This window comes from Curtobacterium sp. MR_MD2014 (assembly GCF_000772085.1).
In the GTDB taxonomy this organism is placed as follows: domain Bacteria; phylum Actinomycetota; class Actinomycetes; order Actinomycetales; family Microbacteriaceae; genus Curtobacterium.
In genome coordinates this window covers 1,385,934-1,399,601 of the sequence record NZ_CP009755.1, presented here as the reverse complement: position 1 = coordinate 1,399,601, position 13,668 = coordinate 1,385,934, and the positions used below count along the sequence as shown (strand labels likewise).

The 13,668-nt window shown below is 69.8% G+C and carries 10 protein-coding genes; 1 reads left to right on the top strand and 9 read right to left on the bottom strand.

The window, feature by feature from the left end:
- The 4 genes from ctaD to NI26_RS06425 all read right to left on the bottom strand — a co-directional run bounded on the left by ctaD (nt 1) and on the right by NI26_RS06425 (nt 4,946).
- Entirely contained in the window at nt 1–1,737 is a 1,737-nt protein-coding gene (ctaD, locus tag NI26_RS06440) for an aa3-type cytochrome oxidase subunit I (protein ID WP_066653797.1), read from the bottom strand.
- An 11-nt stretch (nt 1,738–1,748) separates the two neighbouring features.
- On the bottom strand, nt 1,749–2,651 hold the full coding sequence (gene ctaC, locus NI26_RS06435) for an aa3-type cytochrome oxidase subunit II (protein WP_066653795.1): 903 nt from the start codon (nt 2,649–2,651) through the stop codon (nt 1,749–1,751).
- Between the two features lie 291 nt (nt 2,652–2,942).
- Entirely contained in the window at nt 2,943–3,317 is a 375-nt protein-coding gene (locus tag NI26_RS06430) for a HesB/IscA family protein (RefSeq protein ID WP_066653793.1), read from the bottom strand.
- A gap of 183 nt (nt 3,318–3,500) precedes the next feature.
- Entirely contained in the window at nt 3,501–4,946 is a 1,446-nt protein-coding gene (locus tag NI26_RS06425) for a dipeptidase (protein WP_066653791.1), read from the bottom strand.
- Nucleotides 4,947–4,997: 51 nt separating this feature from the next.
- Here NI26_RS06425 and NI26_RS06420 point away from each other — a divergent pair, with 51 nt between their 5' ends.
- Entirely contained in the window at nt 4,998–5,573 is a 576-nt protein-coding gene (locus NI26_RS06420) for a DUF3043 domain-containing protein (protein WP_066653782.1), read from the top strand.
- A gap of 522 nt (nt 5,574–6,095) precedes the next feature.
- Here NI26_RS06420 and NI26_RS06410 read toward each other — a convergent pair.
- From NI26_RS06410 to dnaE, 5 genes are all read right to left on the bottom strand, one after another.
- Nucleotides 6,096–7,103, bottom strand: coding sequence for a quinone-dependent dihydroorotate dehydrogenase (locus NI26_RS06410; RefSeq protein WP_066658063.1), 1,008 nt, complete (start codon nt 7,101–7,103; stop codon nt 6,096–6,098).
- A 65-nt stretch (nt 7,104–7,168) separates the two neighbouring features.
- Nucleotides 7,169–7,666: a transcriptional regulator NrdR gene (nrdR, locus tag NI26_RS06405; protein ID WP_066653777.1), complete on the bottom strand. Its 498-nt coding sequence runs from the start codon at nt 7,664–7,666 to the stop codon at nt 7,169–7,171.
- A 72-nt stretch (nt 7,667–7,738) separates the two neighbouring features.
- Nucleotides 7,739–9,049 carry a histidinol dehydrogenase gene (gene hisD / locus NI26_RS06400; protein WP_066653775.1) on the bottom strand — a complete coding sequence of 437 codons (1,311 nt, stop codon included), beginning with the start codon at nt 9,047–9,049 and terminating at the stop codon, nt 7,739–7,741.
- A complete protein-coding gene (locus NI26_RS06395) occupies nt 9,049–9,873 on the bottom strand; it encodes a hypothetical protein (RefSeq protein ID WP_235426564.1) in 825 nt (274 codons plus the stop codon). Before NI26_RS06395 ends, hisD begins: the two co-directional genes overlap by 1 nt.
- 10 nt (nt 9,874–9,883) lie before the next feature.
- Nucleotides 9,884–13,366, bottom strand: coding sequence for a DNA polymerase III subunit alpha (gene dnaE, locus NI26_RS06390; protein WP_066658059.1), 3,483 nt, complete (start codon nt 13,364–13,366; stop codon nt 9,884–9,886).
- Nucleotides 13,367–13,668 lie beyond the last annotated feature (302 nt).

Sequence of the window (13,668 nt, the reverse complement as noted above, 5' to 3'; positions counted from 1 at the left end):
TTACTTCACCTCGCCCTTCGCGGCGTCGTAGGTCGGGGCGTCCGGAGCGTCCTTCGCCGGACCCACACCGATCGGCACACCGGCCTCCGGGTGGTTCAGGTCGAACGCCGGGGACTCGGAACGGATCCGCGGGATCGACGTGAAGTTGTGGCGCGGCGGCGGGCAGCTGGTCGCCCACTCGAGCGAGCGGCCGTAGCCCCACGGGTCGTTCACGGCCACCTTCGGGGCGTTCCGTGCGGTCACGTAGACGTTGAAGATGAACGGCAGGAACGAGATCGCGAGGATCATCGAGCCGATCGTCGACAGCTGGTTCATCCAGGTGAACCCGTCGTTCGGCAGGTAGGTCGCGTAACGACGCGGCATGCCGATGACGCCCAGCCAGTGCTGGATGAGGAACGTCGTGTGGAAGCCGATGAACAGCAGCCAGAAGTGGATCTTGCCGAGGCGCTCGTTGAGCATGCGACCCGTCCACTTCGGCCACCAGAAGTAGAAGCCGGAGAACATCGCGAACACGACGGTGCCGAAGACCACGTAGTGGAAGTGCGCGACGACGAAGTACGAGTCGGACACGTGGAAGTCGAGCGGCGGCGACGCCAGGATCACACCGGTGAGACCACCGAACGTGAAGGTGATGAGGAAGCCGACGGCCCACAGCAGGGGGGTCTCGAACGTGACCGAACCGCGCCACATCGTGCCGACCCAGTTGAAGATCTTCACGCCGGTCGGAACCGCGATGAGCATCGTCATGAGCGAGAACCACGGGAGCAGGACGCCACCGGTGACGTACATGTGGTGCGCCCACACCGTGACCGAGAGGGCCGCGATGGAGATGGTCGCGTAGACGAGGGTCTTGTAGCCGAAGATCGGCTTGCGGCTGAAGACCGGGAAGACCTCGGAGACGATGCCGAAGAACGGCAGCGCGATGATGTACACCTCGGGGTGGCCGAAGAACCAGAAGAGGTGCTGCCAGAGCAGGGCACCGCCGTTGGCCGGGTTGTAGATCTGCGCGTCGAACACGCGGTCGAGACCGAGGCCGAACAGCGCGGCGGCGAGCACCGGGAAGGCCATCAGCACGAGCAGCGAGGTCACGAGGGTGTTCCACGTGAAGATCGACATGCGGAACATCGTCATGCCCGGGGCGCGCATCGTGATGATCGTCGTGATGAAGTTCACCGCGCCGAGGATCGTCGAGAAGCCGGTCATGCCGAGGCCGAAGACCCAGAGCGTCCCACCGAGACCCGGTGTGAACGTCGTGTCACTCAGTGGCGCGTAGGCGAACCAGCCGAAGGACGCGGCGCCCTGCGGGGTGAGGAAGCCGCCGACCGCGATGAGCGAGCCGAAGAGGTAGAGCCAGAAGGCGAACCCGTTCAGACGCGGGAACGCGACGTCCGGCGCACCGATCTGCAGCGGCATGATCGCGTTCGCGAAGCCCGAGAAGAGCGGCGTCGCGAACATCAGCAGCATGATCGTGCCGTGCATCGTGAAGAGCTGGTTGTACTGCTCCTTCGTCTCGACCACGTGCAGGCCGGGCTCGAAGAGCTGCGCACGGATCACGAGCGCCATGACGCCCGCGAGCAGGAAGAAGACGAACGAGGCGATCAGGTACATGTACCCGATGGTCTTGTGGTCGGTGGAGGTGATCCACCGGACGATGATGTTGCCCTTCCGACCGACCTTGGACGCCTGGAAGTCCGGCGTCGTCGGCGCTGTCGGCTGGCCGACGAGTGACGTTGTCATCTGACGGACCCCTACTTGTTCTCGCTCGACGCCTCGACCGGCGCCTGGTTGTTCGGTTCGTTCGTGTTGGTGTCGTACTCGTTGCCGAGCAGACCGACCTTGCCCTGCTCGCGCAGCGTGTCGAGGTACTGCTGGTACTCGGAGTCGGAGACGACCTTCACCTGGAAGAGCATCAGGGAGTGGTACTCACCGCAGAGCTCGGCGCACTTGCCCTGGTACGTGCCTTCCTTCTGCGGGATGAAGTACTCGTAGTTGGTCTTGCCCGGGAGCATGTCCTTCTTGTACAGGAAGTCGATGACCCAGAAGGAGTGGTCGACGTCGCGCGAGGAGAGCTCGATCTCGACCTTCTTGCCGACCGGCAGGTACAGCGTCGGGAGCTGCGACTCGTCGATCGCGCCGTCGCCGTTCTCCTCTTCCTGGGCCTGGATGCCCTGGTAGTAGACGCTGTCCTTCGGGTTGTCCTTGTCGATGTAGTTGAAGTCCCAGGCCCAGCGCTTGCCGTACACGTGGATCGTGGCGTCCGGGTCGTCGAAGGGCTTCTCGATCGCGGACTGGTCCTTCGCGGTGAACGCGAAGAAGCCGAGCACGAGGATGAGCGGCACGATCGTGTAGAAGATCTCGAGCGGCATGTTGTACCGCATCTGCACCGGCAGGCCGGTCTGGCCCTTGCGACGGCGGTAGACGATCGCCGCCCAGATGATCAGGCCCCACACGATGAGACCCACCGCGAGCAGGACGATCCAGCTGGTGGTCCACAGGCCGACGATGCGGCTCGTGTGGTTCGTGACGTCCTTCGTCTCCTCCGTGCCGGGGAGCCATCCGTTCATCTGCTGCTGCGTGCAGCCAGCCAGTGCGATGACCAGACCGACGGCCACCGGGACGGCCGCCCAACGTATACGGCGATTCGAACGCACTGTTACCTCTCGGAAGACGTTGCTGAGGCACCGGCGGTGCGACCGTGCCGAGCACGGAGGCCGCTCATTGCTGGTTCCCAGCTTGATTGGAACACTCCTAGCTTACTCGCAGCCGGTGACGTCTCGCGCACACCGGGCGCGGTCCGGCGCGGCATCGTCGACCCCGGCGCACCGCTTTCCCCCGGTCGGGCGGGCTCGGGCAGCGCGGGGGACGACGAACGGGGAGCGACCAGATCGGTCACTCCCCGCTCGCGTGTCGGTTCGGTCGGCGGACAACCGCCCGCCGTGGCGTCAGTGGAAGCTGTCGCCGCACGCGCAGCTGCCCTGCGCGTTGGGGTTGTCGATGGTGAAGCCCTGCTTCTGGATGGTGTCCTCGAAGTCGATGGTGGCGCCGTCGAGGTACGGGACGCTCATCTTGTCGACGACGACCTCGACACCGCTGCCGAACTCGGTCGTGGCGTCCCCGTCGAGCAGGCGCTCGTCGAAGTACAGCTGGTAGATCAGGCCCGAGCAGCCACCGGGCTGGACCGCGAGGCGCAGGCGGAGATCGTCGCGCCCCTCCTGCTCCAGCAGGCTCGCCACCTTCGCCGCCGCAGCGTCGCTGAGCGCGACCCCGTGGGCACGTGCGTCCGTCGCCGGTGCGTTGTCGGTGATGGTGTCGCTCATCCGCGCGTCTCCCTCCGGGCGGTGTCGGTCACCGCGCCTGAGGTCGATTGTAAGCACGCGAGCCGACAGGACGGGCCGTCCGTCCACAGGGCGGGGCCGGACGACGGACGGGAGGCCCGTGGCGGCGTCGCCACGGGCCTCCCGTCCGGCACTCCCCCGGTCCCCACCAGCGGTGGGGACGCGTCAGGCGCGCGTCGCCAGGCGCGCCAGCAGGATCGTCTCCGATGCGATCGCGCGGTGCAGGACCCCGAGGTGCTGCGACTCGTTCGGGCTGTGCGCCCGGGTGTCGGGGTCCTCGACACCCGTCACCAGGATCTGCGCCTCCGGGAACTCGGCGGCCAGGTCGGAGACGAACGGGATGGATCCGCCGATGCCCTGCTCGACGGCGGGCGCGCCCCAGCCCTCGTGCATGGCCGTGCGGGCCTCCTGCACCGCCCAGCCGGCGGTGTCCACGAGGAAGCCGTCGCCGGTGTCCACCTCGGTGACGTCGAGCTTCGCGCCGAACGGCACGTGGGCGCGGAGGTGGCGTTCGACGGCCGCGTACGCGTCGGTCGCCGACTGTCCGGGGGCCACGCGGACCGAGACGCGGGCGGCGACGGTCGGCAGCAGGGTGTTCGACGCGTTCGCCACGCTCGGCACGTCCATGCCCGTCACGGTGATCGACGGCTGGAACCACATCCGGGACAGCACCGGGCCCGTCCCCACCGGCCGGACGCCCGCGAGCAGTGCCGCGTCGGTGGCGAGCTCGGCCTCGGAGCGCTCGGGCACGTCGGCGTCGTACGCGGTGAGCCCCTCGACGGCGACCGAGCCGTCATCGTCGTGCAGCGAGGCGAGCAGCCGGACCATGGGGATCATCGCGTCCGGCGCCGCACCGCCGAACATGCCGCTGTGGCTCGCGTGCTCGAGGGTCGTCAGCGTCGCGCGGAACGTCACGTTGCCGCGGAGCGAGACGGTGATCGACGGGACGTCGACCGACCAGTTGTCGCTGTCGGCCACGACGATGACGTCGGCCGCCAGGTGCTCCTTCTGCTCGCTGAGGAAGGTGCGGAACGAGCGGGAGCCGAACTCCTCCTCGCCCTCGACGAAGAGCACGACACCGAGGTCGAGGTCGTCGCCGAACTGCGCGTGCAGCGCGCGGAGCGAGGCGACGTGGGTCATCACGCCGGCCTTGTCGTCCGAGGCGCCGCGACCGTACAGGCGGTCGCCGCGGAGGGTCGGCTCGAAGGGCGGGGTCTCCCACAGGGCGTCGTCGCCCTGTGGCTGCACGTCGTGGTGCGCGTAGAGCATGACGGTCGGCTTCCCGTTCCGCGCAGGACGCACCGCCAGGACGGCGGGCTGCCCGAGCTCGCGGCCGGCCTCCTCCGCGCCAGCGGTCTCCCCCTCGACCGCGGAACGGACGATGCGGACGGCGTCGTCGGCGAAGACCCCCGTCGACCGGGCCAGGTCCGCGACCGCCTCGGCACTCGCCTGCACGTGCGCCGGGTCGAACGCCGACCAGGACACCGACGGCAGCCGGACCAGCGCGGACAGGTCGGCGATCGTCGTCGGCAGGCCTCCCTGCACGTGTTCGCGGAGGGCGTCGAGGAGCGCGGGGTCGGTCGCGGGGCTGTGCTGGTCGGTGTCGGTCATGTCCCGTAATCTAGAGGAGATCCAGCACGCAACCGCAGTCAGGAACGCACCGTGGCGAAGGCAGCCCCCAAGACCAACACGACCGTCAACCCGTCGGAGGAAGAACTCCTCGAGTCCGGCAAGGGTCGTCCGACGCCGTCGCGTCGTGAGCGCGAGGCAGCCAACCGTCGCCCGCTCGTCGGCAACAGCCCGCAGGACAAGAAGGCCGCTCGCGCGCGGCTCAACACGGAGCGCGAGAAGGCCCGTGTCGGCATGGCGAACGGCGAGGAACGCTACCTCCCGGTGAAGGACAAGGGCGAGCAGCGCAAGTTCGTCCGCGACTGGATCGACGCGCGCTGGAACGTGGGCGAGGTCATGATGCCCGTGCTCGTGCTGTTCCTCATCGTCGGGTTCGCCGCAGCGCAGACCGTCCTGGCGTCGTACTCGCTCCTGCTGGTGTGGGCGTTCGTCGCACTGTTCGTCCTCGACTGCATCGTGCTGTGGCTGTCGCTGCGCAAGAAGATCACCGCGAAGTTCGGCGACATGCAGCGCGGGACGTTCTTCTACATCCTGACGCGGGCGTGGCAGCTCCGCTTCCTGCGCCTGCCGAAGCCGCAGGTGCGCCGCGGGGAGTACCCCTCGCTGTAGGCGCACTGCCACGAGCGCCGTCCGGCCGAGCCGGGCGGCGCTTCGTCGTTCCGGGTTGCTCCGGGGTGTTCCGGGGTCGCGCGGTGCCTGACGGTGTTCGTCGACCGGGCCAGATCCGTCTCGGTCGGCGTCGCGCGCCGACGGATCACGCCCGAACGCCGAACGCGAGCGGCGTGTCCTGCTCGGTCGGCTCGGTGCCCTCCGGACGGCTGGCCTTCCGGTGCTCCGGGGTCCCGGTCCCGGGGTCCCGATCCCGCGGTGCTCCGGTCGCTCCGACGCTCGGCGGTCCCGGTCCTGGTCCCGGTCCTGCGGTCTTCCAGTCGCAGGACATGCCGCACCGAACGAACACGAGCGGCAGGTCGTGCGACGAGAGCGGCAGCGGGCGGCGGGTCCTGCGACGAGAGTGGGCGAACCGGCGAACCGGCGGACCGGCGAACCGGCGGACCGGCGAACAGCCCGACGGCAGTGGGCCGTGTGCGGAGCACGACACCACGGTCGGCGCAGAGCGAGTGCCGCCTGCCGCTACCGCGCTGCGCGCCGCAGCCGCCGACGCCGCAGCCGGTTGATGCGCATCGCCCAGGTCGGCCCCTCGTAGAGGAACGCCGTGTACCCCTGCACGAGCGTGGCGCCCGCGTCGATGCGGTCCTGCACGTCCTGCTCGCTCGTGACTCCCCCGACGGCGACGACGCAGAAGTCCTGCGGCACCGCGGCACGGACCCGACGCAGCACCTCGAGCGACCGAACGGCGATCGGGGCACCCGACAGGCCGCCGGCACCCATGGCCTCGACCTCGGCGTCCGGCGTGGTCAGCCCGGTGCGGGCGATCGTCGTGTTGTTGGCGATGATGCCGGCGAGTCCGAGGTCCACCGCGAGCCCGGCGATCGCGTCGATCTGCTCGTCGGTCAGGTCCGGGGCGATCTTCACGAGCACCGGGGTCCGCCCCGCAGCGTCGCGGACGGCCGTCAGCAGGGGTCGGAGCTGGTCGGCCTCCTGCAGCCCGCGGAGACCGGGCGTGTTCGGCGAGCTGACGTTGACCGCGAGGTAGTCCGCGAACGGAGCGAGCAGCCGCGTCGACTCGAGGTAGTCGTCGACCGCGTCCTCGACCGCGACGACCCGACTCTTGCCGATGTTGACACCGATGACCGGGCGACCCGGGTGCCGTCGTGCCCGTTCGAGCCGCCGTGCAGCCCTGGCGGCACCGTGGTTGTTGAACCCCATCCGGTTGACGAGCGCCCTGTCGCGGATGAGCCGGAAGAGCCGGGGCTTGTCGTTGCCGGGCTGCGCCTTCGCGGTGATCGTGCCGACCTCGACGTGCCCGAACCCGAGCAGCCCGAGTCCGGCGATGCCCTTGGCGTCCTTGTCGAACCCGGCCGCGAGACCGAAGCGCGAGGGGAAGTGGATCCCCATCGTCGTGATCCCGTCGGCAGCTGCTGGCCTGGCGTAGCGCTCCACCGTGCCGTTCAGGAACGGCACCCGCGGCAGTGCGCGGATCACGGCGAACGCGACGTGGTGTGCGCGCTCCGGGTCCATGTTGGCGAACACCGTCCGGAAGACGACCGCGTACCCGTTCCGGACGAGGCGCTCCGCGACCCCGCTCACGCGCTGCTGCCCGAGCCGGCACCGCCGGACGCTGCGGCCCCGGCTGCGTGGTGGTCACGGCGCAGCTGCGCGATCGCGTCCTCGAAGTCCTCGAGCGTGTCGAAGGCCTGGTAGACGCTCGCGAACCGCAGGAACGCCACCTCGTCGAGCTCGCGCAGCGGCGGCAGGATGGCGAGACCGATGTCGTTCGCGTCGATCTGGCTGGACCCCGACGAGCGCACGGTCTCCTCGACGCGCTGGGCGAGCACGGCCAGGTCCCCGTCGGTCACCGGGCGTCCCTGGCACGCCTTGCGCACGCCGGAGACGATCTTGTCGCGACTGAACGGCTCGGTCACGCCGTTGCGCTTCACGACGTTCAACGACGCGGTCTCCGTCGTCGAGAACCGGCGCCCGCAGTTCGGGCACTGGCGTCGGCGGCGGATCGAGGTGCCGTCGTCGCTCGTGCGGGAGTCGACGACGCGGGAGTCCGGGTGGCGGCAGAAGGGGCAGAACATGTCGTGTCCCAGGCTATCGGCTCGACGACGCCCACAGGGCGCGGTGACGACCCTGTGGACGATCGGTGGCGCTCAGGACCGCTCGGTGCGTTCCGTCACCGCGGCACCGTGACCGGGCAGCTGTTCCTCGGTCGCGAGCGCCACGATGTGCGGCGCGACCTCGGCCAGCGCGGCGGGCGTGTAGCGGATGACCTGCTGCGGTCGGAGGAACGTCGAGGCCGACAGTCCGGACCCGAACCGTGCCTGTCCACCGGTCGGCAGCACGTGGTTCGACCCGGCGAGGTAGTCGCCGAGGCTCACCGGGGTGCTCGGCCCCACGAAGACGGCTCCCGCCGCGTCGATGTCCGCCAGCACGGCGTCGTCGTCCGCCGTCTGGATCTCCAGGTGCTCGGGCCCGTACGCGTTGCTGACGGTCGCCGCGTCGGCCAGGGAGTCGACGAGCACGATCGCGGACTGCGGGCCGTCGAGTGCGGTCTGGAGGCGCGCAGCCGTCCCCAGCGCCGCCACCCGTTCCGGGATCGCGGCCTCGACCGCGTCGGCGAACGCGGCCGAGGTGGTCACCAGGACGCTGCCGGCCTGCTCGTCGTGCTCGGCCTGGCTCACCAGGTCGGCGGCGACGTAGCCGGGGTCCGCGGTGTCGTCGGCGATGACGAGGATCTCGGTCGCGCCGGCCTCGGAGTCGATGCCCACGACCCCGCGCACCAGGCGCTTGGCCGCTGCGACGAAGTTGTTGCCCGGACCGGTGACCAGGTCGACCGGCTCGAGGCCGATCTCGGCGACGCCGTACGCCAGCGCACCGACCGCACCGGCCCCGCCCATCGCGTAGACCTCGTCGATGCCGAGCAGTCCGGCCGCGGCGAGGATCGTCGGGTGCACGCGCCCGCCGTGGTCGCGCTGCGGCGGCGAGACGAGGGCGATCGACCCGACGCCCGCGACCTGCGCGGGGACCACGTTCATCACGACGCTCGAGGGGTAGACGGCCTTGCCGCCCGGCACGTAGAGCCCGACGCGACGCATCGGCCGCCAGCGCTGGTGGACCTCGGCGCCGTCGGCCAGGCACGTGACCGACGCAGCCGGGACCTGTGCAGCACTCGCAGCACGGACGCGACGGATGGCCTCGTCCAGGGCCTCGCGCAGCTCCGGCGTCAGACCGGCGACAGCCGCGGCGATCTCGGCGGCGGGGACCCGGACGTGCTCGGGGGCTCCTCCGTCGAACCGCTCCGCCTGCTCGCGGAGCGCGGCTGCCCCGTCTTGCCGGACCGCGTCCACGAGGTCGCGGGCGGCGTCGACGGCGTGCGAGACGTCACCGACGGCGCGGGGCATCAGGCGGAGGAGGTCGGCACGGGCGGGCAGTCCGGCGCGGAGGTCGATTCGCTGCATCATCAGGCGTCAAGCGTACCGGCGGCACCCGACAGGATCGCCGTCGCGAGGGGGCGGTGCCGCTCGGCGTGGTCGTCGTCCCACACCCCGAGCACGTGCAGGACGAGGACGCGGAACGCCAGCGCCCGGACGAGCAGCTGTGGCCAGTCGGACACCGCGGCGAGCTGCCCGAGCGCCGGCAGCCGCTCGACGGGGACCCCGTGCCAGCAGACCGCGTCGACGACGGCGATCGCAGAGGCGTACCCGACCGGGCGCCACGAGGGTGCCCAGTCGAAGACGGTCGGTGGCTCCCCCGCGGCGAAGAGCACGTTGCCGAGCAGGTCACGGTGCACGACCTGCGACGGCGCTCGCACCGGCCGGAACGCCGCAGCGAGCCGGTCGAGCAGCGGCCCCGACGGCCGCAGCGTCCCGGCCCAGACCATCCGGTCCGCCCGACTCCACGGGTCGTCGACGAGGTCGAGGAACGCCGGGCGGGGCAGGTGGGCGACCGCTCGGTGGAAGGCATCGCCGGCGGCGAGGACCTCGTCGACGCGGCTCGGGTCGGTCGCGCCCGGCAGCCACTCCCATGCCTCCCACCCGTCGACGAGCCAGGACCCGTCGGCCGACGCCACGGGACGCGGCGCGCGGAAGCGGTCGGCGTGCGCGAGGCGGGCCAGCGTGGCGGACCGCCACCGAGCCTCCCGGGCGTCCCCGTGCGGCCGCAGGACGATCCCGCCCGCGCGCCACGTCGTGCCCTGCCCGCCGGGCAGCAGCAGCGGGCGCCGCTCCCCCGCTCCGAACGCCCGGAGCACCACGGCCGACGGCCGCGGTCCTCCGGGAACGATCACGTCGACCGCCTCAGACCAGGCAGCGCGGTCCGAGCAGGCTCTTCAGCTCGCCGAACAGGTCGGGCGTCAGGCTGACCGGGAACGGCAGCTCGAAGGTCCGCGCGACGTCGTCCTTGAGCAGCTTGAGGCGGACCTCGGTCTCCCCCTGGTGCCGGCCGAGCACCGCGGCCAGCTCGGTCACCGTCGAGGTCGTCGCCCGGCGTTCCGGCAGGGACAGGGTCAACGGGCCGGACCCCATCGCGTCGCCGACGTTCGGCTGGAACATGCTCACGGCGTGCAGCGCCTTGCCGTCGTCACGCACGTTGACCCGGCCGCGCAGGACGACGATCGAGTCCGCCACCAGGGACGGACCGAACTCCTGGTACGTCTTGCCGAGGAACATGACGCCGATCTCGCCGCCGAAGTCCTCGATCTGGACGATGCCGTACGGGTTGCCGCTCGACTTCGCGACCCGGTGCTGCACGCTCGTCAGGAGCCCGGCGACCGTGACCGTCTCGCCCTCGATGCCGTCGTCTGCGGCGATGAGGTCGGCGATGGTGATCGACTGGTGCTTCGCGAGCTCGATCTCGAGACCGGCGAGCGGGTGGTCCGACACGTACAGCCCGAGCATGTCCCGCTCGAAGGCGAGCTTGTCGCGCTTCGCCCACTCCGGGCGGTCCGGCACCTGGGACACCGGCGCTGCAGCGGGGGTCTCCTCGGCCACCTCGGCGAAGAGCGAGTCGAAGTCGAAACCGATGTTGCCGTTGGCCTCGTCGCGCTTGACCTTCACCGCGCCCTCGACCGCGCCCTCGTGGATCTCGACGAGCGCACGCCGGGTGTCACCGAACTCGTCGAAGGCACCCGCCTTGATGAGCGACTCGACCGTCCGCTTGTTGGCCGACGAGATCGGGATCTTCCGGAGGAAGTCGTGGAACGACTCGAACGCGCCCTTCTCGGTGCGCGCCTTCACGATGTCGTCGACCACGTTGAAGCCGACGTTGCGGATGGCGCCCATGCCGAAGCGGATGTCGTCACCGACGGCGGCGAAGAAGCCGATCGACTCGTTGACGTCCGGCGGCATCACCCGGATGCCCATGCGGCGGCACTCGTTCAGGTACAGCGCGAGCTTGTCGCGGGCGTCGCCGACGCTGGTCAGCAGCGCCGCCATGTACTCCGCCGGGTAGTGGGCCTTGAGGTAGGCGGTCCAGAACGACACCACGCCGTACGCCGCCGAGTGCGCCTTGTTGAAGGCGTAGTCGGAGAACGGCAGCAGGATGTCCCACAGCGTCTTGATCGCCGCGGCCGAGTAGCCGTTGTCCTGCATGCCCTTCTCGAAGCCGGCGTACTGCTTGTCCAGCTCGGACTTCTTCTTCTTGCCCATCGCGCGGCGGAGGATGTCCGCCTGTCCGAGCGAGAAGCCCGCGACCTTCTGCGCGATGGCCATGACCTGCTCCTGGTAGATGATCAGGCCGTAGGTCGTGCCGATGATGTCCTGCAGGGGCTCCTCGAGCTCCGGGTGGATCGGCGTGATCGGTTGCTCGCCGTTCTTGCGGAGCGCGTAGTTCGTGTGCGAGTTCGCACCCATGGGGCCGGGGCGGTACAGGGCGATGAGCGCGGAGATGTCCTCGAAGTTGTCCGGCTTCATGAGCCGGAGCAGGCCGCGCATCGGGCCGCCGTCGAGCTGGAAGACGCCGAGGGTGTCGCCGCGCTGCAGGAGCTGGTAGGCGGCGTCGTCCTCGAGGCCCATGGTCTCGAGGTCGAGCTCGATCCCTCGGTTCGTCTTGATGTTGTCGAGGGCGTCGCTGATGATCGTCAGGTTCCGGAGGCCCAGGAAGTCCATCTTGATCAGGCCGAGCGACTCCGCTGCCGGGTAGTCGAACTGCGTGACGATCTGGCCGTCCTGCTCGCGCTTCATCACCGGGATGATGTCGATGAGCGGTTCGCTCGACATGATCACACCGGCTGCGTGCACGCCCCACTGCCGCTTCAGGCCCTCGAGCCCGAGCGCCGTGTCGAAGACGGTCTTCGCCTCGGGGTCGGTCTCGACGACCGTCCGGACGTCGACCGCTTCCTTGTACCGCGGGTGGTCCTTGTCGAAGATCCCGGTGAGCGGGATGTCCTTGCCCATCACGGGCGGCGGCATCGCCTTGGTGAGCTTCTCGCCCATGCCGAACGGGAAGCCGAGGACCCGCGAGGAGTCCTTGAGCGCCTGCTTCGCCTTGATCGTGCCGTAGGTGACGATCTGCGCGACGCGCTCGGACCCGTACTTCTCGGTGACGTACTTGATCGCCTCACCGCGGCGCCGGTCGTCGAAGTCGACGTCGAAGTCGGGCATGGAGACGCGGTCCGGGTTGAGGAAGCGCTCGAAGATCAGGCCGTGCCGGATCGGGTCGAGGTCGGTGATGCGCATCGCGTACGCCACCATCGAGCCGGCACCGGACCCTCGGCCCGGACCGACGCGGATGCCGTTGTTCTTCGACCAGTTGATGAAGTCCGCGACCACCAGGAAGTAGCCCGGGAAGCCCATCTGGTTGATGATCCCGACCTCGTAGTCGGCACGGTCCTGGACCTCCTTCGAGATGCCGCCCGGGTACCGGTACTGCAGCCCCTTCGCGACCTCCTTCTCGAACCAGGAGTGCTCGGTCTCACCCTCGGGCACCGGGAACTTCGGCATGTAGTTCGCGGCGGTGTCGAACTCGACGTTGCACCGCTCGGCGATGAGGAGGGTGTTGTCGCAGGCCTCGGGGTGGTCGCGGAAGACGTGGCGCATCTGCTGCGGCGTCTTGAGGTAGAACTCGTCGGCGTCGAACTTGAAGCGGTTCGGGTCGTTGAGCGTCGACCCGGACTGCACGCAGAGCAACGCCGCGTGCGACTTCGCGTCGTGGGAGTGGGTGTAGTGCAGGTCGTTCGTGCCGACCAGCGGGATGCCGAGGTCCTTCGAGATGCGGACGACGTCCTCGATGACCCGGCGTTCGATCTCGAGGCCGTGGTCCATGATCTCGGCGAAGTAGTTGTCCTTGCCGAAGATGTCGCGGTAGTCCGCCGCCGCCTTGAGCGCCTCGTCGTACTGCCCGAGGCGCAGGCGCGTCTGGATCTCGCCCGAGGGGCAGCCCGTCGTCGCGATGATCCCCTCGTGGTACTGGTCGAGGAGCTCGATGTCCATGCGGGGCTTGAAGTAGTACCCCTCGATCGACGCCCGGCTCGACAGGCGGAACAGGTTGTGCATGCCCGTCGTGTTCTCGGCGAACATCGTCATGTGGGTGTACGCACCCGAACCGGACACGTCGTCGCCGCCGCCGTCACCCCAGCGGATGCGGGTCTTGTCCGACCGGTGGGTCCGCGGCGTGATGTACGCCTCGGTGCCGATGATCGGCTTGACGCCACCGGCCTTCGCGGCCTTCCAGAACTCGAACGCGCCGAACATGTTGCCGTGGTCGGTGACCGCGACGGCCGGCATGCCCTGCGCGGCGGTCTCGGCGACCAGGTCGCTCAGCCGGGCGGCACCGTCGAGCATCGAGTACTCGCTGTGCACGTGCAGGTGGACGAAGGAGTCGGAATCCGACACGGGACCTCCGGTTACGACGGGGACTGCTGCGGGGCGGGACAACTCTAACCGCCGGCACCGACGTCCCCCGCGTGTCCGGCGTGCCCGCCGACCGGCGTCCGGCGGTGCCGCACCGCGAGCGGGCAGGACACGCCGCGCGTGTTCCGCCGAGCGGGCCGAACACGTCGGGCGAGGGCACCGAGCGCGACAGATCTGGCCCGCTCGGGACCCGACGCGGGATGCCACCCGACGGCGGACGGGAGGCTTGCGGC

Excerpts from the sequence above, each read along its gene's own strand:
- nrdR (WP_066653777.1), bottom strand. The coding sequence starts at position 7,666 with ATGTTCTGCCCCTTCTGCCGCCACCCGGACTCCCGCGTCGTCGACTCC.
- NI26_RS06410 (WP_066658063.1), bottom strand. The coding sequence starts at position 7,103 with ATGGACCCGGAGCGCGCACACCACGTCGCGTTCGCCGTGATCCGCGCA.
- NI26_RS06430 (WP_066653793.1), bottom strand. The coding sequence starts at position 3,317 with ATGAGCGACACCATCACCGACAACGCACCGGCGACGGACGCACGTGCC.
- NI26_RS06425 (WP_066653791.1), bottom strand. The coding sequence starts at position 4,946 with ATGACCGACACCGACCAGCACAGCCCCGCGACCGACCCCGCGCTCCTC.
- hisD (WP_066653775.1), bottom strand. The coding sequence starts at position 9,049 with ATGATGCAGCGAATCGACCTCCGCGCCGGACTGCCCGCCCGTGCCGAC.
- dnaE (WP_066658059.1), bottom strand. The coding sequence starts at position 13,366 with ATGCTCGACGGTGCCGCCCGGCTGAGCGACCTGGTCGCCGAGACCGCC.
- ctaD (WP_066653797.1), bottom strand. The coding sequence starts at position 1,737 with ATGACAACGTCACTCGTCGGCCAGCCGACAGCGCCGACGACGCCGGAC.